Source organism: Gordonia sp. HS-NH1 (assembly GCF_001418765.1).
Lineage (GTDB): Bacteria > Actinomycetota > Actinomycetes > Mycobacteriales > Mycobacteriaceae > Gordonia.
The window spans coordinates 26,417-48,833 of the sequence record NZ_LIYC01000022.1 but is presented as its reverse complement, the minus strand read 5'-3'; the positions used below and the strand labels follow the sequence as shown (position 1 = coordinate 48,833).

Genomic DNA, 22,417 nt, shown 5'->3' with positions numbered 1-22,417 from the left:
TCCGACGATGACGGGTGAGAGTCCCGCCACGCATGTGACCTTCAACTCGATCACGAACAATCCACAGGTTGGAGACGAGCGGAACTTCGTGAGGATTCGTGAGGCTGGGGTAGGAAACTATGTGAACGAAATCGTGTTACGGCCGGGTAGTTCCTACCAGGTCATCACCTTTTTTCATAACAATGCCAAGTCGAGCTTGAATGATGGCGGCAAAGGGATTGCCAAGGATGTCTCCATCAAAGTGCATGCGCCGTCCGTGGTGCAGCCGAATGAGCGCGGCATGATATCCAGCACGATTTTCTGTAGTAACGCGGAACCGTTGCAAGTGTGGGACGAGGCGTACGTTACAGCGCACACGCCAGTGCAGCTGAGGTATGTATCCGGGTCAGCGCGAGTCACGAGCAACGGTGAGGTAAACGGTCAAACGCTCCCCGCTTCATTCTTCACGAGCGGTGCACTACTAGGCTATGACAATCTCGATGGCAATCTTCCCGGATGCGCTCAGTTCGCCGGAATGGTCGTGTATGAGATAACAGTTCAATCCGTCACGAAGCCATTGCCAGGCACGGCTGACCCCGACGACAGCCTCGCAGGACCCCAACAGAAAGCGCTGGCGCTCCTTCACGAGCAGGATTACGCCGGTGCGTATTCCGCTTTCACGTCTCTCCGGAAGCTTCGCGCCCGTCGCGAAGGCACCAGTTCGAAGATGTATCTGTCAAACCTACGGTCCTCTATCACGTGCCTACGATTACTCCATCGGTACGGCGAAGTACTGCCACTAGCAAAGGAGCTATCGCAGGCGAGTGACCGAGCGCTGGGGCCGACTCACTCCGATTCGATCGAGGCAAAGACTTGGTGGGCGGCTTCGGCGCAACACGCTGACGACCCTGTCACGATCGCAGACCTTCACATAGAGCTTGCCGACGCCTACTACACCAAAGGCGACATCCTTTCAGCTGAGCGCGCGATGGCCACAGCCGTCTATTTCGAGAACAAGGCCCTGAACGGTTCCGGCGACGCCACAGAAGAGGTCGCCGATAAGACGAGCAGGACACAGAACGGAGAGAAACTGAGAAAGCTGGCTAAGTCGGCCGGCGTCGGCGCGCTGGCTGCTGGCGCTACGGCGGCGATCGAAGGCGCGGTCGGGCAGCTCTTCGACTGAGTCGGTAGCAGAAGGGCCGCACGCTCTCGCGCGATCCACGCGGACCCTGGCCGGAAGGCATCTGGCAGGATCGAGGACGGGTGGTTCGGTGAAATCTCCTGGCCGACTACGTACTTCGTCACCGGTGAGCAGGGTGCGGAGACAATTGCGCGGAGTGGTGCCGATCAGGAGCCGGATGAGAAATACCCGGCCACCACATACGCAGCGTGGTCGTCGAGGACATGGCGACCGCGGTCGTAGCATCGCAAGGTGGTCGACAAGTCGGCGTGCCGTGCCGATAGCTGCACCGTGCGCGGCGGCGCCCCGGCATCCAACGCCCCCACCACAAATGTGTGACGCAATGTATGCGGTGACACCGAGACACCGGTGATCCGAGCCGTCTTCGCGAGTCTCTTGACCACACGGTCAGCCGATCGACGGGTCATCCGTGAGCCGTCGCGACGGACGAGCAGCGGTCCGGTGGACCGCGCTGCCGCAGCGTCGTCGACTGCGCGCTGCACGACTGGCGGCAGAGGTATCAGAGCGGGTTTGCCGCCCTTTCCGACGAAACGCACGCACCGGTGCGCTTCTGTGATGACGGCGCAATCCTCTACGTCGAGCCCACATGCTTCCGATACCCGTAGCCCCATATGTCCCATGAGAAGGACGAGGGCGAGGTCCGCCGGCCCCGACCGGCGCGCCGCGCCACTGAGCCGCTGCATCTCGTCACGGGTCAGCGCGATTCGGTCTCCGGGGTCACCGCCGGCACGCGGCCGCCGGACCAGGCGGCACGGGTTCTTCACCACCAGGTCGTCGTCGGCGGCGAGATCGAATAGCTGGCTGAGAGTTCCGACGCGGTGGTTGATAGTCGACGGGCTGTTCTTGCGGTCGTCGCGTAACCAGCGCATCCACAGTTCGATGAGCGGCCTGGTGATGCCGTACAGCGGATCCTGATTGTGTTCGTCGCACCAGCGCAACCACATCACGAGGTCTGACCGATACGCGACTTGCGTATTCGTGTTCTCCCACCGAGCCAGAAAGGTCTCGATGTAGAAGTCGAAATCGGCGCGTGAAAGTTGAGTCGCCTGCGACATGTCATCCTCCAAATCATTGTGGCGGTACTTCACGTGCCACCCTTCATGAAACTAATGAGTGTGACGAAATATATTGCATGCGATGGTAATTCGTAGCATTTGCGGGCCAAAATGCCGATCCGCGACATCTAAATGTGCGACGCTGGATACGCTGCGCGGCTATCCAGCTTGACGAACTCAGAGTAGAGATTCGAAATGAAGAGCACGAGACTGCTGGCGGTGATCGCTGCCGCCCTGTCGGCTGCGGCGGTGGGTGTCGCCGCACCGCTTGCGTCTGCTACGCCCGCCGGCAATCTGTCGCCGGTAGTGGAAGAGAAATGGAAACCTCTGCCGCAGGTCTACAGCGGGGTCAACGATCCTGGTAGCGGCCTGCAATTTCCCTATGGTGGAATCCTGAGTGTCAGTCAGACCCGCGACCTGTACCGATCCGGCGTCCTCCCGGCCGTTACCGGGCTCAACATTCGTGCCGGAGATCTCAGTGAGATCGCACGCGTCACGCGATCGACCATCGAAGAGCAGCGCTTGCTCACCGAGAACGGGTGCATTCTTCTGATGTACTCGCCGACAGCCATGTACAACCGAGACACCGGCGAGATGACTCACTGGGCAGGCCATTGGTACCGCGGTCTCGATGTATGTACTCCGTGACGCTGCGCAGCTCGTTCTCGGAAAGCTCCCGTGAGGTCTTGACCACCGACGCGGAGGCCATTCGAGATCTCGTTGAGTCCTTCACTGGCCAGACCGGCACCCCCGGATGGGCGGTCGCCAAATGGGGGTGGACCTGGGGTCCTTCGAGTGGACCAATCGGCGCGAGATGGCCTGTTCATGACGGGCTCGCTCTTTAACATTCGTGTCATGTCGATACTCAGTCTCTCGTGCCGGCCTACACGCGTCGCTGCATTCGTGGTCGGCGGCCTGTGCGCAGGCGGTGCCGCTCTGGCCACCCTCACTGCGCCGCCCGCCTCGGCCGAACCGACCGGGTGCATTGCCGGGTCGGCATTCATGGCGGCGGCCTCCTACTGCAGTGGTGGCACGGGCGAACACCGCGTTCAGGGAGCGTGTCTCACATCGTCGGGCGCGGCCACCCTGCTACCCGCATTCGGGCCCTGGCAACCGTCCGGGCAAATCTCGATCGTCACCGTCGGAGCCCCTACCCAAGGCGGCAGCTGCGTCCTACCGGTGCTCGCACGGACGGACATCCGATGAGAGTGACTGTCGATTCTGGGTGCACGATCGTCCTCCACGGGCGCGTGGGTTCGGCACCGAGTCATAGCGGGAGGTGACCATGAAGCGACGGCCGCGTCGAAGAGCCGACCGACCGTGGAGTACTGCCGCGGCGACCGCTTCGGTCGTCGTCGGCCATCCCCCGAGTTCGTGTGGACCTACATCACCGATCCTGACCACACCGCGCACGTGTTACCGGGGACGCTGACCACCCGCGCCGAGAAACCGCCGCCCTATGGTGTCGGCGACCTATGGCATGGCCGCGCGCGCTTCTTCGGCATGACCTACGACTGGAGCGGTGCGTTCACTCAGGTCGAGACGGACAAGCTCATGGAGTTCCGCTCGACTGAATCGCGATTCCCGTTCATCACCACCGACACCCTCGACGAGGTCGACGGAGGCACCCGCTACTCCTGCCGCGCGGTCGGCAAGCCCCTTATCGGTGGATGTGTCGGCCGACTTCTCGACGCGGCAATGGCAAGGGCCTACCAGCGCGTGCTGCAACGCCACCTGACGAAACTGCCTGGCCACATCGACACGTGGGCCGCCGGGCGGCGGTGACCGCGGCTCTTGGGGTCCCGACGCGTCTGGGGGCGAACATAGTTCAGGTTATGGGCGGTTCGTCACCTACCTCTTTGACAGGCCGCGTCGGGTTGCGCTGGTAGGTGTCGGCTGCGCTGATCTGGTGAGGGGGCATAACGAGCGTCGTCGACCGCAGCTGATTCGACTCGGCCAGCGACCGCCTGACACATCCGCCTACAGTGCTCGCGCAATCAGATTCGCGATCGCCCGGCTTCCAAGGGGCGTCGGGTGGCGGGGCTGGGTTTGGGACTGTGAAGCGTTGCCCTCGAACCAGCGGGCTGCGCCGGCGCACGCGTCATGGCCGACCGCGGCGGAGGCCACGTCGACGAATGTCATCGCCCGGGTGACTGCGGCTGTCCGGAGGATCGCGTCGAATCGCTTGAAGAAGGTCTGTAGGTAGGCTGCGTCGGCGTTGCTGATGTTCGCCTGGCCGGGGCACCCGGTCCGGCCGTAATAGCCGCCGTGTCCGACGAGGACCACGCGCGCGTGGGGTGCCCGAAGGGCGATGGAGTTCAGAGTCGCGCCGATCTTCGGTGCGACCGCGGTCAGGCCGGAGGTCATCCGGTCTGCCATCGCTCGATCGTGTCGACACCGAGCGTCCTGACCGAACCTGGGCGTGAAGCAGGAGGAGACGATCGACCACCAGCGGAGGTCGTTGCCACCGACGGAGAGGGTTACCAGTCGCGTGGACCACGACAGCGCGTTGATCTGGACGGGTCGGGGACCGAACGATGTCGTCTGTCGGCTGGTCGTGACGTCTGCCGTCGTGGCGTTGACACAGGCAACCGAGGTGAAACTCATCCGGAGCTGGGCGGCGAGGTGCGTCGGGTAGGCGTCGCGCGTGCGGCCGCACCCGTCCGGCTGCTGCGCTGAGGTCAGAGTTGGCGCTGCGGCGCGCGAGTCTCCCAGGGCGACGTAAGCGGGTGTCGCCGGCGCGGCGAGAACCGACGGTACCGACACACAACTGATCGCGAAGGCGAGAACGGCGATGAGCGCGAGGCGGAACCGGGTCACGGCAGGAGTATCCCAGCCGTATCGGCGAACGTTACGAGTGGTCTGGCTCGCCGTCTGACAGACCCGTCCGTGGCGCCCGTCTGCCGAGTGAGAACAGCCCGTTCAGTCGATACAGAGCTTCGAGTCGACGGGCTAGCGTCGGGGATGTCAACCCGCGGTTCGATGGGGTGCGGGCGGGTGTGATCCGTGCAACTTTGCCTCCGTGGTCAAGAAGCGTCGGTCATCATTGCCCCCATGGTGGTGCGACGGCGCGAGTGCGCGCGGATCGGAGTCGTCGATGATCACCCGTCGATCGTCGCCGGGCTGCGAGCGATTCTCAGTGACCAACCGGATCTGGTGTTCAGCGCCGGCGCGGCAACAGTGTCGGAGTTGCTGGCGACGACCCGAGATCTCGATCTGGTCGTCCTCGATCTCCGGTTGGAGGACGGGAGTTCACCGCAGATGAACGTCGACCGTCTCGGCGAACTCGACATCCCAGCTGTTGCCTACACCTCTGGAGACGAGCCCTATCTGGTCCGGTTGGCAGCCAGTGCGGGGGTGAAAGCGGTGTTGCGCAAGAACGTTGACGACGACGTACTTCTGGCTGCCATCCGAGCGGTGCTCTCGGGGGAGGAGACCCCGACGGTGGATTGGGCGGCTGCCATCGATGCCGACGACGACTTCGTCGATCTGCCACCACAGCTGCGACGTGTCCTCGAGCTGTACGCAGCAGGCGAATCCACTGCCGGGGTTGCCAAATCGATGAACTTGTCCCCGGACACCGTCAGTGACTACGTCGGTCGGATCAGAACGAAGTACGCCGCAGTGGGGCGACCCGCGCCTACCCGGCAGCATTTGATGTTTCGAGCGATAGAGGACGGATGGCTACCGATACCGCGGCGGCTACGACGGCGGAAATAGCGTCTGATCGCGACGTCGCACTCGACGAATCCGCGGGCCAGCGTATTCTCCGGCAGTTCGCTGTCTTCATCGCCTGCGGCTACCTGGTGTACCTGGTGCTCACTGCCCCGGCTATCGCCGCGTCACTGGCAGTGATGCACATGTGGTGGACGGTCCCCGCGCTGGCTGTCGTGTTCGGTCCCGGGCTCGCGCTGGGGCCGCTCGCGTGGCGAGGGTCGCCCCGAGCGCTGCGAGTGTGTGCAGGGGTTGCGGCCGGCGGATATCTGATGGCGGTGGCCACGTGGGGTTTCGGCTGGAACGGCGCGCACCTTTCCGGAACCACCGGCATATGGTTCTTCTCCTTTTGTGGATTGGCTGCGATCGCCGCCGCGTTGGCCATGCGTCCGACCTACGCCTTTGTCGTGCTTGTGGTGGTGGTGGTTTCGACCATCACAATCAACTATGTGGTCCGCGACGTCGCGCGCAGCGGCCTGTTCGTTCCGGACATGGCGTGGGCGTTCGCATTCTCGCTCGTGTACTTCGCCGCCGCCGTGATGGGGATGCGTACCGCAGCCGTTCTCGATGACACGCGGGCGCAGGCCTACCGAACGGCGGCGGCCGCCGCGGCGTCACAGGCTCGTGCCAACGAGCGGCAACGGTTCAATCAACTCACCCACGACGGCGTCATGGCGACCCTGCTGGTCGCTGCTCGCCGAGGGAACTCCACGCAGTTGGCAGCTCAAGCCCAGGCCACCTTGCACGCGCTCGACCGGATCCGAAGCGACACCGACACCGACGGCACGATGACCCCCGACGCTGTTCTGACGCATCTCAGCGAGGTGACGGCCACGGTGGACCCGACCCGGCGGTTCGAGGTTCGCCGGACAATCAACAGCTCAGACGCCGGCTATCCCGCCATGGTGGTCCGTACAGTCGCGGCAGCGGCAGGGGAGGCCGTGCGCAACAGCGGCCGTCACGCGCGGGCGTCGAAGACGATTGTTTCGGTGGAGATCACGGATGACCGGCTTCAGATAGAAGTAGCCGACGACGGGGAAGGTTTCGAACCGTCGGCAGTGCCGGCCGACCGTCTCGGAATCGCCATCAGCATCCGTGAACGGATGTCGCAGATCGGTGGTTCCGCCACCATCGAGTCGGCGCCGATGCGCGGTACTCGTGTGTGCTTGGAGTGGGAGCGGTGATGCTGACCCCGACCGGTGGGCGCGAGGACATTCGCGACCTGCTCGGAATGCGAACGCGCGGTGCGTGGCTCATCATCGGCAGCTACCTCAGTGCGATGGTCATCGTGACCGTGGCCACGGTCAACAGTTACACCACTCCCTGGGTGGCGGCACTGGGACCGCTCATCCTGATAGCCGCGACGCTCGCGCTCGTCCTCGTCCCCGGCGATCCGCTCCCGTTCGGGACAACGCTGGTGCTGACCGCCTCGGGGCCGGTGGCCTGTGCACTTGTGTTGTCGGCGACCCCCGCGGTTCTGAGTTCGCCTCTGCAGACCTGGGTACACGGCGGCGGGACGTCGATCTACTGCTTCATGAATGTCCGCGGCCGGCGGATCGCGCCCTGGGTCGGCTTGCTCGGAATGGTGCTTGTGTTCGCGGTGTGGGCCGTCGCTGATGGTCGGGGCGCTGCGTATGGCATCAGTTTTGTTGCCATCGACGCAGCCCCTCTGGCAATGGCGACTCTCCTGTCGTTCACTCTTCGGCCCACGGCGAAGGCGGTGTTCTCGCTGCGGGCGCAGACAACCGAACGCGTCGCCGAACTGGCTGCGCAAACCGCCGGTGCCGATGAGCGCGAGAAGCAATCGCGCCACCTCGATCGCCTGGCCCGTCCGATGATCGAGAAGATCGCGTCAGGCGAGACCCTCTCCACCGCAGAGCGAGCAGAGTGCGCTCTGCTCGAGGCCCACCTGCGCGACCGGCTGAGAGCGCCTATTCTGTCCACCCTCGAACTCGACGAAGCCGCGTACAGCGCGCGACAGCGGGGCGTGGAGGTCATCTTTCTCGACGACTCCGGAACGCCAGAACAGGACCCCGCCGTCATCGCCTCAGTGCGTGACGCAGCCGCACACGCCCTGCAGGAGGCGGCCGGCGGGCGCGTGTGCGTACGCATGTGGCCATCCGGCCGGGACACCCTGGCGTCGGTACTCGTGACCGATGCCGCCGGCACACGACGCACCGAGATCACCGCCGGCCAGATCGAGGAACGTCCTCGTCTCGGAACCTAGGCGACCCCCATACGCGCAGACCGTTCGCTTGACTATCCATGCCCCCCGGGGCGGTGGCACCAACTCGGGTGCCCCCGCAAGATCGGTCTGTCGCCGACACTAAGACCGTCATTAACGTCACTTCCATCGGCCATAGCAGACCAGCAGGAGTGCAACGATGACGATTCAGGCTCTTGATTCGGTAGGGCGGCCTGCCCTCAGCAAGCGGGAGATCGAGGTGCTGACCGTGTGGCTCGCGTGTGACTCCAAGCAGCAAGCCGCCCGACGACTCTTCGTCGGTGAATCCACGGTGCATACTCACCTCACTCGGATCCGCGACAAGTATCGAGTCGTCGGCCGACCCGCGCCGTCGAAGATCGCCCTGCTCATCAGGGTGATCGAAGACGGAATCTGCACACTCGAGGACATTGCCAGCCTTACTACGTTGTTTGACCAGGCAACTGAAGTGCAACGCAGGCAACAACATCCGAATAACGGTCGGAACCTCGGCTGAGGCGACTCCGCGATGATCTGAACGTCGTCAGAGCGCGTTCAGGATCAGATTTGCGATCGCTCTACTTCCGAGCGGCGTCGGATGGCGGGGTTGGGTCTGGGACTGCGAGGTGTTTCCTTCGAACCATCGGGCCGCGCCGGAACATGCGTCGTGCCCGACGGCGGCGGAGGCCACGTCGACGAAGGTCATCGATCGGTTGACGGCGGCTGACCGCAGGATCGCGTCGAATCGCTCGAAAAATGCCATCACGAATGCGGCGTCGGCGTTGCTGATGTTCGCCTGGCCGGGACAACCGGTACGACCGTAGTAACCGCCGTGTCCGACGAGAATCACCCGGGCATTGGGCGCGCGCGAGGCGATCGTGTTCAACGTTGCGCCGATCTTCGGTGCGACCGCTGTCAGGCCGGAGTCGATTCGTCGCGCCACGGAGCGATCGTTGCGACACCCAGCGTCCCGGCCGAACGCGCGCGTGAAGCAGGAGGAGATCAGCGACCACCACTGGAGATCGTTGCCGCCGATCGACAGGGTCACGAGTCGCGTCGACGTGGATAACGCACTGACCTGAACGGGGCGCAGGCCGAACAACGTCAGTTGCGGGTTGGTCGTGACGTCCCTCGTGTACGCGTTGACGCAGGCAACCGACTTGTAGAACACGCCGAGTTGCGCGGCGACATGCGTCGGGTAGCCGTCGGGCGTGCGGCCGCACCCGTCTGGCTGGCGGGCCGAGGTTCGGGTGGGCGCGGCGGCGCGGGAATCGCCCAGGGCGACGTACTCAGGCGCACTCGGAGCTGCCGGCGCCAGCGGCGCGACGATGCAGCTGACAGCGATGGTGAGAATGGCGATAACCGCCAGACGGGATCGGGTCACGCCGAGAGTATCGACGACATTTCGCCCAATGTGACTGTGCTGCCGGGTAATTCGTCCGTTCGGGTGAACCGTTGTCCATCGTTCGGCCCACGGCTCGGGCAGTACCTACCCTCTTGGTGCCCCCACCAGGGCTCGAACCTGGGACCTGCGGATTAAAAGTCCGTAGCTCTACCAACTGAGCTATAGGGGCAGGGCCCCGGCGAGCCGGGGCGTCGATGAGTTTACAACGTCGGACGGCGACCTGAACGGGCCCCTCTCCGTGCGTGTCGCGGGGGCGGCGACTTTCGCCCGTTTGCCTCCCTGAGCAGGCGATTTGTGGTTTGCGCGAGACGTGTCATAAGCTATCCAAGCTCCCAACGGAGAACACGACCGGCCCCCTTCGTCTAGCGGCCTAGGACGCCGCCCTTTCAAGGCGGTAGCGCGGGTTCGAATCCCGTAGGGGGTACGCCTGCCCGGTACTCGGCGACGAGGACCGTGCAGATAATTTAACAAGGCCCTGTGGCGCAGTTGGTTAGCGCGCCGCCCTGTCACGGCGGAGGTCGCGGGTTCGAGTCCCGTCAGGGTCGCCAAAAGGTTTCGGTTCTTTGAATCGGTTCCTTCCGGCCAGGTAGCTCAGTTGGTACGAGCGTCCGCCTGAAAAGCGGAAGGTCGTCGGTTCGATCCCGACTCTGGCCACCTGCAAATCCCCAGCAGTCCAACTGCTGGGGATTTTTCTTGCGCGGCGAGTGGCGTGACCGACCTGGGTGGATTTGCCCGCAGTGAGTCAATGCACAGTGGGTCAATGGTCCCAAAAGCCAACGGCGCCAATAGATTCACTCGAACGTACTACGCGGTGGGCTTTGCGGTTCGCCGCTCGAGCGGGCATCATTGTGCGGTGAACGCGATACCGGGGGGTACGCCGCGTGGACCCTCATACAGTCATCATCCGAGTACGACCGAGAAAGACGCCGCTCATCCGGCGTACAGGTACGAGTACAAGGACCCTTACGCACCCATGTCCACCGCGAAGCAGGTGGCGCTGGGGTGCGGGATCTCGCTGGTGCTGATCGCCTTCGCGGTCACAGCGTTTCTCCTCGGCAGTTCATGAGCTGAGTTCAGAACGGCGGCGGGTTGTCGAGGAAGTCCTGACGGTCGGCCTCGAGTTCGGCTTCGCGCTGTTTCCGATTGCGGGCACGCTCCGCCCGCCGACGCGCCAGTTTCGCGGCGAGTCGGTTCGTGGTCGGACGCGGATCGTCGTCCGGTGCGATCGTGCGCGGTGACGGCGGCGCCTGCGCTGCCTGTTCGAACCGGATTCGACGCAGGTTGGGGAACAGATCCTCCAGGGTCTCCGCGTCGCCGCGGATGGTGACACCCTCCGGAGTGACGTACTCGGTGACCAGGCGGCCGTCCTCGTCGCGGTACTGCTCGTCGACCCAGTCGCCATGTGTCTTGAGGAGATGACCCGCGCGGCACTTCGCGTTCAGGTTGTCACTCGACGTCGCGCCGCCTTGGGCGGGGCTGGTGTGGTCGTACTCGGTCACATGGTCGAGATCGCACTCGAAAGCCGAACGCTCACAGCCCGGCTCGGTGCAGTACCCGTCCCGGACCCGAACGAATTCCGCGCAGGCGGAGGTCGGGCGATAGGGATCGGACGGCTGCGCGCCGGGGTAGACGACTGTGGTGCCCCCCTCGGGGTCGGTATCGCCGGGGATGGGTCGCGTCCGTTTGGGGGTGACGGGTGTCAGCGTGGCGTCCTCGCGGGCGGCGAGGTCGCGGACGTGTTCGTCGGAGATGACGCCGTACCCGTCGAGGAACCCGGGCCCGGATGCGCCGGCGAGAGTCGCGGCGTCGGTGACGACATGGATGACGACCTCGGCCCTGAGGGCGGCGAGGAGTGAGTCGGCATCGGGAATGGCGGCGCTGCAATCGTCACGGTCGCAGTGACATTCGAACGCGGTGCGGGTGAGCAACGCGAACATCGCATCGGAGGTGCGGACACCCAGAATGCGGCCGTCGTGCTCACACACCGAATCTGCCAGTATACGAACTGCTTTGGCGCTGATCCGGATGTTCTCGGCCGACATGACAGCGGTGATCTCCCCGACACCGTCGTGGAAGTTGTCGGTCCACACGCCGCGAGAGTCGAGGGCGTCGCGGCGTCGCTCGCGGACGAGGTCGGGGTCGTGGCGAAAGATGAGTCGGTCGACCATGTCGCGTAGGCGTGAACGATCCCACGAGCCTCGGCGGTTACGGATGGTCCTGGCGATCTCGGCGTCGACGGTCGGGATGATCGGATCGTCGGCGGGGATGAGTTCGGTACGTGAGATGATCAGGCGGATCTGCTCTTCGGTGAGGATCCCGTCGCGCAGGGTCGTGGCCACCTCGGGCAACCGGTCGCGCAGGGTCAGTGCCTCGTCGATCAATATCTCGGCGCGGCGACGCGACATGGCCGACTGGCGCGCGATCCGTGCGGCGCAGTCGGCGTAACCGTCCATCACAAAGGCGTCAGTGTGTTCGCGTGCGGCGACGAGTCGGTCGTACATGACCGCGACCGTCTGGTATCGGCTCCACGCAAGGTAGGAGAGGCCGCGGCTGCCGGCGCCGAGGCCGTTCATCAGGGTGACCATGTCGTCCTCGTCGGCGTAGGCAGGATCGATCCCGGCGAGAAACTCGCTCGGTAGATCGGTCCATGCCCGCACGATGACTCCGGACTGTCGCGGGCCGGTCCCCATCCCGGCCCTCTGACCACCAATCTAAACCACCCCACCGACAACCCCGCATCGCAATCCACAGGAGCGGTAAGCGGTTGAGAGAGAGCGGGTTTGGCGACGGGGCGCAGCCAGCAGCAGGTGCCACTGACTGCGCTCGTCGCCGGCGCGACCGGCAAGGGCGGGTTGCAGGTCGCGCTCAACGCCGGCGCAGCCAGCGAGGGGCGCTGGCCGGGAGTGTCGTCGGCGCGGCGTCCGGCGTCAGGCGGCGTCGGACTCGCTTTCTGTCGAGTCAGAGGATGTGTCCGTCTCGGTATCCGCCTCGGAGTCGGGAGTGTCGTTTCCGGTGTCCGCGTCCGGTGTGCTGACGTCTGGTGTGCTCGATGCGTCGGTTGGCGCTTCGGTGCTGTCGGACGAGGGTTCGGCATCCGTGGAATGGCGCCCGACTCCGGTCAGGCGGTGGCGTCCACCCTCGGTGGGCGCCTCGATTTCGGGCGTGCTCCCGGAATCGGTGGTTTCGGGCGCACGATGGCGCCCACCGGCCGCGGTCTCGGTGATCTGTGGTTCGGCGGTGGTTTCGACACGGCTCCTCGCTGCGCTCGTCGCCTGCTCAACCAGCGGGGGAACGCTGCTCGCTGCGCTCGTCGCCTGCTCAACCAGCGGGGACGTCGTATCCACAACCGGTACTGCGGCGTTCGATGGGGTCGGCGTCACCAGGGGATAGAAGGCATTGTTCACCGCGTCCCACCGAGCGATGTCGGATTCGCTCGGATCGAGGCCCACGGCGTCGTTGAGGATCATGGCGACCAGAGTCAGTGGGTGGTGCTTCGGCTGGTAGACGACGTAGGTGGTGTTGCCGTCCCGGCTCCGCATGGTCGTCGGCGGTTCGGTGTAGTCGATCAGGTTGCCGTAGTTCTCCTCGCCGAGGCCTGAGTGAATGGCGATGAACCCGGCTCCGTTGACGAGGAGCGAGGACAGCGGGCGGTGCGCTCGCCACTGGAAGTTGGCGACCGGGTCGCCGACCACGATGACCGATGTGACCGGCAGGTCTTCGCCGGTGGCGCCCGGATCGCGCGCGCCATTGCTGGTCGCGCCGAACAGTTCGAAGACGGTGCCGACGACAGGGTGATCGTCGGCCCAGGCCTTCAATCCCCAAGGGCTGCGAGGATCCGAGATCAGCAGGATCAAGGAGTTCGACGCGTCGATGGTGCCATCGGCGACGGCCGCTTCCGCAGCATCCCCGAGTGCGTCAGCTCCCTGGGAGTACCCGGTGTACACGACAAACGGTTGTCCGTCGGTTTGCTGGGCGAATGCCCGCATGACGGCCAGGTTGTTGTCGATGGCGACATCGCGCGAGGCGTCGTAACCCGGTGCGAAGATCGGCAGTACCGCGCCCGAACGACCGGAGACCAACGGTCCCAGCGCCTCTGGGTAGTCGATGATCAGGGTCTGGCGGCCCGCGCGCAGACCTTGAATGCGCGGGAACAGGGTGCCGTCGTCGGTTCCGGGTGTCACCACGACGATCGTGTTGCCGTCCGCTCGGGGAAACGATGTGGACAGCCAGTCCGGCCCGAGCCCGTCGTCGGGCTCGGCAGGGCGGAAGACGCCGTCACCGTTTAGCTCGGCAATGGTCTGCTGCGTCTGTGGCGACAGCACCGGTGCCGCAACCGCGGTCGACGCCAGTGCCGTCGGAACGACGAGGCCGAGGCACAACGCGCACCCCACCGAAGATGCGCGTAGCGCCTGTCGAATGCCCGCCATTTTCTTCCCCGCTCCCGGTGAATATCGCGTCGTCGCGACACCCCGTGTTGTCATACCCAATCGTCGCTCCGCGATCTCGAAACTCGATCAAGTGTCCCCAGGTGCAGGCGGTCGGGACAAGTTACCGGCGGGTTTTCACCCGATCAGGGGAACGAGATTCACCAGCTCAGCGAGCGGAGTTTCGACCGGCGGGATCGGTGAGCGTCCATACTCGTCCAATGAGAACTCGCACGACCACGGTGGTCGTCCGCAGCGTGTACGGCACCGCGGCCGTCGAGTGGTTCCTGATCATCGCGATCGCGACGATCATCGTCACTCGGTTGTATCTGCACCTCACGGGGTATCCGCAGATCGGTGGCGGCACCCTGCACATCGCGCATGCGCTGTGGGGCGGGGCGCTGATGATGCTGGCGCTGATCACCGGATGGCTGTTCCTCGGGGCGACTCCGCGGATCGTCGCGATCATTCTGGGCGGCATCGGTTTCGGCCTGTTCCTCGACGAGGTCGGCAAATTCGTCACCCGCACCAACGACTACTTCTACGGGCCGTCGGCGGAGATCATGTACGTGCTCGTGGTGATGATCCTGCTGATCAGCCGCGTCGTGCGAGATATGAAGCGGCCCACCGGCGCCGAGGCCCTCGCCAATGCGGCCGTGATCGCGGCCGACGGCGTCGCGCACGGACTTCCGGAGCGTCGTCGGCGCCAGGCCGAGGAATTTCTCGTGATCGCCGAGGACAAGGGGCTCGACACCGAGACGATCGGGCACGTCCGAGCGCTCCTCGAGTCGAGCGAGGGCACCCCCGACCGGTTGATGCGGCTCCGCGACCGTGCGGTGGGACTGATCCCGGACTTCTTCCGGAGTCCCCGATGGATCCCGGTCGTCGGATGGGGGCTGGTCGTGGGGTCCGCCCTCACCATCGTCGTCGGCGTCCTGAGTTTCTACTTCACCGGCGACCGCAGCGAGGAACTCGACATCTACATCGAGCTCACCGGCAGTACCCCGGCCACGTGGATCCTGTTGATCAGCGGGGTAGTCACCCTGGCCTTGGCCCTCCCGGCGATGGTCGCGCGCCGACGCGGTGTCGAACCGACCGGGCCGCTGCGCGGGCTTCGGATCGCCGCGCTCGTGTTCATGCTGTCGAACGCACTCGTCGACTTCGCGCTCGAAGGGTTCGGTGCCCTGTTCAACCTCGCCCTCGGGCTGTTCGCCCTCAGTATCGTGAGCTACCACCTCGCGCGCGCCGCCACGTCGAACGACGGACATGATCAACTGAGGGTGTGACTCACCTCGATCGGACCGTGGCCGCCGCCCGCGTCGAAGGCTTCGACCGTCGCACCGCGGATGTCCCCGACGCCCGGGCCGCCTCGGTCGTGCTCGCGGTCGCGGAGAAGGACGGACGCCAGGGGATCTGGTTGTGCAAACGCCCTCCGACGATGCGACGCCACGCCGCCCAGTTCGCACTCCCCGGCGGCCGGCTGGACCCCGGTGAGGACCACGTCACGGCCGGCCTGCGCGAACTCGACGAAGAACTCGGCATTCAACTGCCGCCGAGTTCGGTACTCGGGGCGCTCGACGACTATCCGACACGTTCGGGATTCGTGATCACGCCGATCGTCTGCTGGGCCGAGGAGTATCAGGAACCGACGCCCAACCCCGACGAGGTGGCGCTGCTGTTCTTCGTCACGTTCGAAGAACTGCTCGTCGAACCGCGGTTCCTCACCATCCCGCAGTCGGACCTGCCGGTCATCCAGCTGCCGATCGTCGGGTCCCTCGTCCACGCGCCGACGGCCGCGGTGATCTACCAGTTCGCGGAGGTCGTCCTGCGGGATCGACAGACGCGGGTCGACGGCTTCGAGCAGCCGGTGTTCGCCTGGAAATGAGTGTGTGACGCACATCACTGCAGAGTGAGGGATGAAATCGGACCGTGGTCCGGTTAGTGTCAGGTGAAGCATGACAACCCCCTCTGGAAGGACCACGACATGACCTCCGCAACCACCGTCAAGGCACCCATCCCCGCCGGCACCTGGACCATCGACGCCGTGCACTCGGCGGTCAACTTCTCCGTCAAGCACCTGATGGTCAGCAAGGTCCGCGGAAGCTTCGACAACTTCTCCGGCACCATCACCGTCGACGAGAACGGCACCCCCTCCGTGCAGGCCGAGATCGACGTCACCTCGATCAACACCCGCAACGAGCAGCGCGACGGCCACATCAAGTCCGCCGACTTCTTCGACGCCGAGAAGTTCCCGACGGCCACCTTCGTGTCGACCGGCGTGCGCCAGAACGGCGACGACTACCTGCTCGACGGCGACTTCACCCTGAAGGGTGTCACCAAGCCCGTCACGCTCGAGCTCGAGTTCGAGGGCACCAACCCGGGCATGGGCCAGGGCACCGTTGCCGGCTTCGAGGCAAAGGTCGTCCTCAGCCGCAAGGAATTCGGCATCGACATCGAGATGCCGCTCGAGGGCGGCGGCGTCGTCGTCGGCGACAAGATCACCATCAACCTCGAGATCGAGGCCCTGCAGGCCTGATCCGCGCATGACCCCGGTCGGACTCACCGGAACCCCCGAGTCCGACCGGTCGATGGACCGGCACCGCGCCCACCCCGCGGCGGTGCCGGTCCATTTGTGGTTTCGGCCCCTTTTCCCTTCGGTAGGCTGCGGGGAACGCCGTCAGGCAGGAGAGGCCGATGGGACGACCACGCCGGACCCGTCGTGGTGCGCCGTGGACACGTCTGCGCCGACGCACTGCGGGTTTTCTGTGGGGCGTGTCCACGGTCCCGAGTCCGCGCGGATGGGCCCGGATCGGTCCGCCGATCCGCAGCAAGATCGCTCGCCACGCCACCGTCACCGCGATGACCGCCGTGATCGCCAGCAATGCGGTGATCGGCGTCGAGACCTTCCTGCTCGTCCAACTGGCCTTCAACGGCGGACAACTCACCTTCGACGAGACGCTGGGCGCGCCCAATTTCCCGGTGGTCGTGGGTGCGATCGTGGTCGGAATCCTCACCAATCTCATCTTGGGACTGTTCGCCGTCCGGCCGCAGCTCCGGTGGTTCATCAGCTGCGAGCCCGCCGATCACGCGCGGCGGCGCTCGGTCCAGCGGATACCGATCGTCCAAGTCGTGGTCACCGCGACGGCCTGGTCGGCGGCGGTGCTGTTCTACGTACTCATCGCCGACCAACTGACCACCGCGACCGTCGCCGGGGTGGCGGTGGCCTTCGCGCTCGCCGGGTCGTCGAGCGCCTGTCTCACCTATCTGTTCGCCGAGCGCGCCGCCCGTCCGCTGGCCGTCGTGGTGCTCGAGGACTTTCCCACCAATCACGTCATGAACGGCGTGCGCGTGCGGATGCTGGCGGTGTGGGCGGTGAGTTCGGCGGTGCCGATGGTCGGTCTGCTGACCGTCAACGCCGGCCGGTGGACCGGTCTGCTGCCCGATGTCCACGGTGCCGTCGACTGGACGACGGTGATCCTGACCCTGGTCGGTCTGGCGTCCGGAGCGCGCGTCATCGCGCTTGTCGGACAGGCGATCACCGACCCGCTGACCGAGATGCGCCGCGCGGTACACCGCGTCGACCACGGCGACTACCGAGCACGCGTCCCCGTCTACGACTCGTCGGAACTCGGTGTGCTGCAACACGGTTTCAACCAGATGGTCGAGGGCCTCGCCGAACGTGACCGCATGCGTGAGATATTCGCGCGACACGTCGGGGACACCGTGGCCGATCTCGCGATCTCCGACGGGGTCGGCATGCACGGAACCAATACCCGCGTCGGCGTCCTCTTCGTCGACATCGTCGGATCGACCGCGCTGGCGCAGCAACGCAGTCCCGATGACACCGCCGCCCTGCTCAATGCGTTCTTCAGCATCGTCGCGGACGTCGTCGATCAGCACTCCGGCTTCGTCAACAAGTTCGAGGGCGATGCCGCGCTCGCCGTCTTCGGTGCACCCGTCGACATCGACGACCCGGCCGGTGCCGCGCTGGGTGCTGCCCGCGACCTCGCCGACCGCCTTGCCAACAGCCTCGACATCCGTTGGGGGATAGGCGTTTCCTACGGCGAGGCATTCGCCGGAAACATCGGTGCCGAACGGCGCTACGAATACACCGTCATCGGCGACCCGGTCAACGAGTGCGCTCGGTTGTCCGACATGGCCAAGACCGGACGCATCCCGGCCCTGGCGAGCGGTGCCGCCGTCGAGTCGGCGGGCGAGGAAGCCGAGGAATGGAAGCTTCTCGGCACGCGGATCATGCGCGGCCGGTCGGAGCCCACCGCCTTCTACGCGCCGATCCAGCTCGTCGAGCGTCTCGGGTCGTCGACCAATCTGATCGCGGAATTGTTGCGGCCCGCCCGGCGGATCGTCGGGGCGAATCCGTTGCGGCTGATGACATTCTTCAGCGGATGACCCCGCTTCACGTTCACGGCGCCGGAGTCGACTCGTTGACGTCGTCCCCACCGGTCAATAGCGTGGGCCGCACGGACCCGGCGTCGGTGCCGGACGAGACAACGCATCCCAGGGGGTCGCGATGAGTGGTTGGACGACAGCAGACATTCCGGACCAGTCCGGCCGGACGTTCGTGGTGACCGGTGCCAACAGCGGACTCGGCTACCAGACGGCGAAGGCGCTCGTGCGCGCCGGCGCCGACGTCGTGCTCGCCTGTCGCAACACCGCGAAAGCCGACGCCGTGGCCTCGGAGCTGGGATCGAAGGCGACTGTCGCGAAACTCGACCTCGCCGATCTGGAGTCGGTGCGCACCTTCGCCGCCGGCGTCACCGGGGCCGATGTGCTCGTCAACAACGCCGGTCTCATGGCGGTGCCGCTTCGACGAACCGCGGACGGCTTCGAGATGCAGATCGGTACCAACCATCTCGGCCACTTCGCGCTGACCGCGCTACTGCTGCCGAAGATCTCCGATCGCGTGGTCACCGTGTCGTCGACCGTCCATCAGATCGGTCGCATCCAGCTCGACGACCTGAACTGGGAGCAGCGGCGCTACCGGCGCTGGCGCGCCTACGGCGACTCCAAGATGGCCAACCTCATGTTCGGCAAGGAGCTCGCCGCGCGACTCGACGCCGCCGGGTCGTCGAAGAAGTCGCTGGTGGCCCATCCCGGTTATGCCGCAACCGAATTGCAGGGCCGCAGCGAGAATTTCTCCGACTTCTTCGCGAAGCTCGGCAACAAGCTGCCCATCGCCCAACCGGCTGCCGACGGTGCGCTCCCGCAGTTGTACGCGGCCACGACGCCGGATCTGAAGTCCGGGACGTTCTTCGGGCCGAGCGAGTTCTTCGGTATGCGAGGCGCCCCGGGACGCAGCAGCTACCGCAAGGCCGCCGACGACGCGCAGTTCCGGGCAGCGCTCTGGGAGGAATCGGAGCGACTGACGGGTGAGAAGTTCGACGTCGCCGCCGCGGGCTAAGAGGCGTGACGACTCGAGCCGTCAGTATCGCACCCCTCTCGGACCGACCCAGATGGTCTGGTTGTTTCGTTTGGGAGTGACGACGACGGAGACTGCGTGGCTCGCCCTGGCCAGCACACCTGGACGAGAACTGGCGTTCTTTCCGCACCATACGCCGACAGAAGCGCGGTTCGGCTTGTTGAGAAGAACCTTGGGATAAATCAGGTCATCGCCGACGTCCCAGTTTCGCAGCTCCCATGAGTAGACCTGTGTGGTCCCGGTGACGGAGCCGTTGATCGCCCGAACGCTGCCACCCGCTGGGCAGTTTCCCTGCCAGGTGGGGAACGAGATGTATACGTGGCCTGTCGCTGCGTGGGCTTCGCCAACGTTGCTCCACGTTCCCACTACGGCCGCTGCGGATAAGACGGATGCAGCAATCGCGCGTCGCACAACGGACTTCGTCATTAGTCAATCGCCTGTCGTAGATGGGGTATGCCGGCGCCTGCGCGCCGTCACCGACCCTAACGAGCCCGTTGCTGCGCCACCATCCCCCGGACGGACGAAGGAGGCGTGGGCGCGTCAACGCTCGTTCGCAGGACCGCCACGCACTCGGGCAGGCCGTTCCCACGAACAGACCAATACTGTTCGAGGTAGCGAATTTCGGGCGCACCGTTCTCTAGCATCAAGCCCATGCCTATCTCGAAACGAATCGCGCGCGTCCTGCTTGCCGGAGGGGTGTGCGCGGCCGGCGCGGCCTTGACCACGCTCACAGCACCGCCCGCATCGGCCGAGCCCACCGGCTGTGTCGCCGGGGCAGCCGTCGTCGTCGCCGCGTCGTATTGCAGCGGCGGCACGGGGGAGCACCGGGTGCAATCCGCTTGCCTCGACTCGACTCTCGTCGCGACATTCACGACCGCCAACGGTCCTTGGCGCGCCCCGGGGCAGTTGTCGGTCGTGACCATCGGCGCACCGACGAACGTAGGAGACTGCATACTTCCGATCCTCGCGATCACTGGCGTGCGGTGATCTTCGCGCGCATCCTGGCCGCCGGCGCCGTGTACGTCGGCGGCGCTGCGCTGGCGACGATGGCCGCGGCGCCGGCATCAGCCGAATCCACCGGTTGCGTGGCGGGGTCGCCGATTGTCGTCTCGGCGTCGTACTGCAGTGGTGGTACCGGGGAGCATCGGGTGGAGATGGGCTGCATCGTTCCGTCGCTCGCCGCCACGACATTCGGTGCCTACGGGCCCTGGAGAAGCCCGGGCCAACTGTCCGTCGTGACCATCGGGGCGCCCACGAGAGCGGGGGAGTGCATTCTCCCCATCCAGGTCTTCGTCGGGGTGCGCTGAGGCAGTTACTGGACGCTGAAAGCGATGCTGTTCGACGCGCCGGAGATGGTGTCGGTGACGCGGATGGTGAAGTCGCCCGCGCCCTTGAAGAAGTAGGACTTGACCGCGGTGCAGTCCTGAGTCTTGAACAGTGCGGCCTGCTTGGGGACCTTGGGTCCGGCCAGGCGGACCTCCATCCGGCACTCGTTGCCGTCGACGATCGGCCCCGCGTCGATGATCGAGTTCCAGCGCACACCCAGTCGCGAGTTCTTCGGGAAGGTGTTCGGCACGACCGCCGGGGTCTTGTCGGGCGTGTAGACCCACACGTTGATCGACTTGATGCCGTTCGGTGCGCCGGGACGGCCGAGCTTGCCGTAGTGCGTCACCTTGTCGCCTCCCGACGAGCCGAGCGCGGCACTTCCGGAGTCGAGGCTGCCGCTGGCGCTGCCGAACAGCGTGTCGAGCGGATTGGCGGCCGCCGGCGCGACCGGCAGGGCCAGGGCGGCGGCGGCGAGCAGGGCGGCGGCGATACGGGTGCGCTTCATGGCTTCTCTCGGTCCTCGCGGTTTATAACGAAATGATTAAAGCACGACCTCCCTCGTGTGCGTGGTTGGTGATCACCACACCCCGGGCGGCCTCAATTGAATGCTGATCCGCGCGCCGACGCCGCGAACCTTGGGCACTGCGTGTTCCCAGGTGCGTTGACAACTTCCGCCCATCACGAGTAGATCGCCCGAGGAGAGGGTGAACTTCAGCGACCGCCCGCCACCGCGGGGTCTGAGCATCAGGGGCCGAGGGGCACCGAGAGAGATGATGGCAACCATGGTGTCGTGTGTGGATGCTCGACCGATGCGGTCGCCGTGCCACGCGACTGAGTCCTCGCCGTCGCGATAGAGGCTTATCCCGGCTGTCGCGAATCCCTCTGGCAGTTCATCGCGGTAGTGCTCGGTCAGGGCGGTGCGAGCCTCGGCGATGATCGGGTCGGGGAATCGGTGATCGGCCTGGTATATCGAGACGAGCCGCGGTACCTCGACGACCCGTTCGTACATACGACGACGCTCGGCGCGCCAGGGGACGGACTCGCGGAGCCGGTCGAAGAGTACGTCGGCCCCGCCGATCCAACCGGGGCAAAGATCAACCCATGCCCCCTCGGTCAGTGGACGACGCGAGAGCGAGGCCGACAGATCGCCGAGTATTGGCTCCGCAGACTGTTCCGAGAACAACGAGCCCTGAGTGCCGACAGACATGAGCGCAGTCTACACCGTTTTCGCACATGTGTTCGACTGATCTCTATCCTGTGTCCGACCGCGACAGTTTAGGAAGCAGGTCGAACTTCCCTTCGACGAGCGCGATGCGTTTCGCGCGAGACCATCCGTGAACCCGGCGTTCCGCTGTGTAGGCCTCGCCGATGTGCGGGAACTCCTGCTGGTACACAAGCCGAACCGGCCGACGAGGCCGCGTGTACCGCGATCCATTCCCGGTCTGATGCTGGTCGACGCGGTGCTCGACGTTGCGGGTGCTGCCGACGTAGAGAGTGCCGTCTGAGCATTCGAGGATGTAGAGGAATCCGGGCATGGGACGACTGTCGAGGATGGCTGCGACGAATCAGCCAAGGTTTCCACAGCCGACGGTGAGCGGCGAGAGTTTCCACAGGTGCCGTGTGGGGTGAGTTCCGGCGTTTGGGTCACCAGGTGGCTTCGACTCGGCGCC

Annotated in this window: 22 protein-coding genes and 4 tRNA genes; 17 read left to right on the top strand and 9 right to left on the bottom strand. The window is 65.3% G+C overall.

Annotated elements, in window-relative coordinates; genetic code table 11:
• Positions 1-34: 34 nt before the first annotated feature.
• A complete protein-coding gene (locus AMD30_RS25045; protein ID WP_156354278.1) occupies positions 35-1,162 on the top strand; it encodes a hypothetical protein in 1,128 nt (375 codons plus the stop codon).
• Between the two features lie 164 nt (positions 1,163-1,326).
• Here AMD30_RS25045 and AMD30_RS15545 read toward each other — a convergent pair whose 3' ends face one another.
• Positions 1,327-2,235, bottom strand: coding sequence for a tyrosine-type recombinase/integrase (locus AMD30_RS15545; protein ID WP_156354276.1), 909 nt, complete (start codon positions 2,233-2,235; stop codon positions 1,327-1,329).
• 195 nt (positions 2,236-2,430) lie between these two features.
• Between AMD30_RS15545 and AMD30_RS15540 the strand changes: the two genes are divergently transcribed.
• Both AMD30_RS15540 and AMD30_RS15535 read left to right on the top strand, forming a co-directional pair.
• On the top strand, positions 2,431-2,883 hold the full coding sequence (locus AMD30_RS15540; RefSeq protein WP_055476234.1) for a hypothetical protein: 453 nt from the start codon (positions 2,431-2,433) through the stop codon (positions 2,881-2,883).
• Between the two features lie 726 nt (positions 2,884-3,609).
• Positions 3,610-4,020 (top strand): hypothetical protein, encoded by a 411-nt coding sequence (locus tag AMD30_RS15535; RefSeq protein ID WP_197282792.1) that lies wholly within the window; start codon positions 3,610-3,612, stop codon positions 4,018-4,020.
• 195 nt (positions 4,021-4,215) lie between these two features.
• Here the strand turns inward: AMD30_RS15535 and AMD30_RS15530 are convergent, their stop codons facing one another.
• Entirely contained in the window at positions 4,216-5,055 is an 840-nt protein-coding gene (locus AMD30_RS15530; protein ID WP_055476232.1) for an SGNH/GDSL hydrolase family protein, read from the bottom strand.
• Positions 5,056-5,289: 234 nt separating this feature from the next.
• On the opposite strand from AMD30_RS15530, the gene AMD30_RS15525 reads away from it, so the two are divergent.
• From AMD30_RS15525 to AMD30_RS15510, 4 genes are all read left to right on the top strand, one after another.
• On the top strand, positions 5,290-5,955 hold the full coding sequence (locus tag AMD30_RS15525; protein ID WP_055476231.1) for a response regulator transcription factor: 666 nt from the start codon (positions 5,290-5,292) through the stop codon (positions 5,953-5,955).
• Positions 5,916-7,133 carry a sensor histidine kinase gene (locus tag AMD30_RS15520; RefSeq protein WP_055476230.1) on the top strand — a complete coding sequence of 406 codons (1,218 nt, stop codon included), beginning with the start codon at positions 5,916-5,918 and terminating at the stop codon, positions 7,131-7,133. The genes AMD30_RS15525 and AMD30_RS15520 overlap by 40 nt, the downstream gene beginning before the upstream one ends.
• On the top strand, positions 7,133-8,176 hold the full coding sequence (locus tag AMD30_RS15515) for a hypothetical protein (RefSeq protein WP_055476250.1): 1,044 nt from the start codon (positions 7,133-7,135) through the stop codon (positions 8,174-8,176). Before AMD30_RS15520 ends, AMD30_RS15515 begins: the two co-directional genes overlap by 1 nt.
• 157 nt (positions 8,177-8,333) lie before the next feature.
• Positions 8,334-8,669, top strand: a complete 336-nt coding sequence (locus AMD30_RS15510) for a LuxR C-terminal-related transcriptional regulator (protein ID WP_055476229.1) — start codon at positions 8,334-8,336, stop codon at positions 8,667-8,669.
• 27 nt (positions 8,670-8,696) lie between these two features.
• On the opposite strand, the gene AMD30_RS15505 is transcribed toward AMD30_RS15510, so the two are convergent.
• Positions 8,697-9,536, bottom strand: coding sequence for an SGNH/GDSL hydrolase family protein (locus AMD30_RS15505; protein WP_055476228.1), 840 nt, complete (start codon positions 9,534-9,536; stop codon positions 8,697-8,699).
• A 114-nt stretch (positions 9,537-9,650) separates the two neighbouring features.
• Positions 9,651-9,726 (bottom strand) — tRNA-Lys (locus AMD30_RS15500).
• A 182-nt stretch (positions 9,727-9,908) separates the two neighbouring features.
• Here AMD30_RS15500 and AMD30_RS15495 point away from each other — a divergent pair.
• The 3 genes from AMD30_RS15495 to AMD30_RS15485 all read left to right on the top strand — a co-directional run bounded on the left by AMD30_RS15495 (position 9,909) and on the right by AMD30_RS15485 (position 10,211).
• Positions 9,909-9,981: transfer RNA gene (locus tag AMD30_RS15495), tRNA-Glu, on the top strand.
• Positions 9,982-10,028: 47 nt separating this feature from the next.
• Positions 10,029-10,105: transfer RNA gene (locus AMD30_RS15490), tRNA-Asp, on the top strand.
• Positions 10,106-10,137: 32 nt separating this feature from the next.
• Positions 10,138-10,211: transfer RNA gene (locus AMD30_RS15485), tRNA-Phe, on the top strand.
• Between the two features lie 419 nt (positions 10,212-10,630).
• Here the strand turns inward: AMD30_RS15485 and AMD30_RS15475 are convergent.
• A complete protein-coding gene (locus AMD30_RS15475) occupies positions 10,631-12,247 on the bottom strand; it encodes an HNH endonuclease signature motif containing protein (RefSeq protein WP_055476226.1) in 1,617 nt (538 codons plus the stop codon).
• A gap of 237 nt (positions 12,248-12,484) precedes the next feature.
• The gene (locus AMD30_RS15470; RefSeq protein ID WP_055476225.1) at positions 12,485-13,984 is read right to left on the bottom strand and encodes a PE-PPE domain-containing protein; all 1,500 of its coding nucleotides are present in this window, start codon (positions 13,982-13,984) and stop codon (positions 12,485-12,487) included.
• A 239-nt stretch (positions 13,985-14,223) separates the two neighbouring features.
• Between AMD30_RS15470 and AMD30_RS15465 the strand changes: the two genes are divergently transcribed.
• The 7 genes from AMD30_RS15465 to AMD30_RS15435 all read left to right on the top strand — a co-directional run bounded on the left by AMD30_RS15465 (position 14,224) and on the right by AMD30_RS15435 (position 20,728).
• Positions 14,224-15,267: a hypothetical protein gene (locus AMD30_RS15465; RefSeq protein ID WP_055476249.1), complete on the top strand. Its 1,044-nt coding sequence runs from the start codon at positions 14,224-14,226 to the stop codon at positions 15,265-15,267.
• Positions 15,264-15,866, top strand: a complete 603-nt coding sequence (locus tag AMD30_RS15460; protein ID WP_055476224.1) for an NUDIX hydrolase — start codon at positions 15,264-15,266, stop codon at positions 15,864-15,866. The genes AMD30_RS15465 and AMD30_RS15460 overlap by 4 nt, the downstream gene beginning before the upstream one ends.
• Before the next feature lie 99 nt (positions 15,867-15,965).
• Positions 15,966-16,517 carry a YceI family protein gene (locus AMD30_RS15455; protein ID WP_010844148.1) on the top strand — a complete coding sequence of 184 codons (552 nt, stop codon included), beginning with the start codon at positions 15,966-15,968 and terminating at the stop codon, positions 16,515-16,517.
• 158 nt (positions 16,518-16,675) lie between these two features.
• Positions 16,676-18,391 (top strand): adenylate/guanylate cyclase domain-containing protein, encoded by a 1,716-nt coding sequence (locus AMD30_RS15450; protein WP_055476223.1) that lies wholly within the window; start codon positions 16,676-16,678, stop codon positions 18,389-18,391.
• A 121-nt stretch (positions 18,392-18,512) separates the two neighbouring features.
• Positions 18,513-19,403: an oxidoreductase gene (locus AMD30_RS15445; RefSeq protein ID WP_055476222.1), complete on the top strand. Its 891-nt coding sequence runs from the start codon at positions 18,513-18,515 to the stop codon at positions 19,401-19,403.
• Positions 19,404-20,072: 669 nt separating this feature from the next.
• On the top strand, positions 20,073-20,408 hold the full coding sequence (locus AMD30_RS15440) for a hypothetical protein (protein WP_035718051.1): 336 nt from the start codon (positions 20,073-20,075) through the stop codon (positions 20,406-20,408).
• Positions 20,405-20,728, top strand: a complete 324-nt coding sequence (locus AMD30_RS15435) for a hypothetical protein (RefSeq protein ID WP_010844152.1) — start codon at positions 20,405-20,407, stop codon at positions 20,726-20,728. The genes AMD30_RS15440 and AMD30_RS15435 overlap by 4 nt, the downstream gene beginning before the upstream one ends.
• Before the next feature lie 5 nt (positions 20,729-20,733).
• Here the strand turns inward: AMD30_RS15435 and AMD30_RS15430 are convergent, their stop codons facing one another.
• The 3 genes from AMD30_RS15430 to AMD30_RS15420 form a co-directional block, all read right to left on the bottom strand.
• Positions 20,734-21,252: a hypothetical protein gene (locus tag AMD30_RS15430; RefSeq protein ID WP_055476221.1), complete on the bottom strand. Its 519-nt coding sequence runs from the start codon at positions 21,250-21,252 to the stop codon at positions 20,734-20,736.
• Positions 21,253-21,324: 72 nt separating this feature from the next.
• Positions 21,325-21,954, bottom strand: a complete 630-nt coding sequence (locus AMD30_RS15425) for an alpha-ketoglutarate-dependent dioxygenase AlkB (RefSeq protein WP_055476220.1) — start codon at positions 21,952-21,954, stop codon at positions 21,325-21,327.
• A 43-nt stretch (positions 21,955-21,997) separates the two neighbouring features.
• A complete protein-coding gene (locus tag AMD30_RS15420; RefSeq protein ID WP_055476219.1) occupies positions 21,998-22,282 on the bottom strand; it encodes a GIY-YIG nuclease family protein in 285 nt (94 codons plus the stop codon).
• Positions 22,283-22,417 lie beyond the last annotated feature (135 nt).

Coding starts and splice junctions, on each gene's coding strand:
- AMD30_RS15420 (WP_055476219.1), bottom strand. CDS start 22,282: ATGCCCGGATTCCTCTACATCCTCGAATGCTCAGACGGCACTCTCTAC.
- AMD30_RS15470 (WP_055476225.1), bottom strand. CDS start 13,984: ATGGCGGGCATTCGACAGGCGCTACGCGCATCTTCGGTGGGGTGCGCG.
- AMD30_RS15440 (WP_035718051.1), top strand. CDS start 20,073: ATGCCTATCTCGAAACGAATCGCGCGCGTCCTGCTTGCCGGAGGGGTG.
- AMD30_RS15545 (WP_156354276.1), bottom strand. CDS start 2,235: ATGTCGCAGGCGACTCAACTTTCACGCGCCGATTTCGACTTCTACATC.
- AMD30_RS15515 (WP_055476250.1), top strand. CDS start 7,133: ATGCTGACCCCGACCGGTGGGCGCGAGGACATTCGCGACCTGCTCGGA.
- AMD30_RS15525 (WP_055476231.1), top strand. CDS start 5,290: ATGGTGGTGCGACGGCGCGAGTGCGCGCGGATCGGAGTCGTCGATGAT.
- AMD30_RS15520 (WP_055476230.1), top strand. CDS start 5,916: ATGGCTACCGATACCGCGGCGGCTACGACGGCGGAAATAGCGTCTGAT.
- AMD30_RS15455 (WP_010844148.1), top strand. CDS start 15,966: ATGACCTCCGCAACCACCGTCAAGGCACCCATCCCCGCCGGCACCTGG.
- AMD30_RS15510 (WP_055476229.1), top strand. CDS start 8,334: ATGACGATTCAGGCTCTTGATTCGGTAGGGCGGCCTGCCCTCAGCAAG.
- AMD30_RS15430 (WP_055476221.1), bottom strand. CDS start 21,252: ATGAAGCGCACCCGTATCGCCGCCGCCCTGCTCGCCGCCGCCGCCCTG.
- AMD30_RS15445 (WP_055476222.1), top strand. CDS start 18,513: ATGAGTGGTTGGACGACAGCAGACATTCCGGACCAGTCCGGCCGGACG.
- AMD30_RS15540 (WP_055476234.1), top strand. CDS start 2,431: ATGAAGAGCACGAGACTGCTGGCGGTGATCGCTGCCGCCCTGTCGGCT.
- AMD30_RS15450 (WP_055476223.1), top strand. CDS start 16,676: ATGGGACGACCACGCCGGACCCGTCGTGGTGCGCCGTGGACACGTCTG.
- AMD30_RS15425 (WP_055476220.1), bottom strand. CDS start 21,954: ATGTCTGTCGGCACTCAGGGCTCGTTGTTCTCGGAACAGTCTGCGGAG.
- AMD30_RS15475 (WP_055476226.1), bottom strand. CDS start 12,247: ATGGGGACCGGCCCGCGACAGTCCGGAGTCATCGTGCGGGCATGGACC.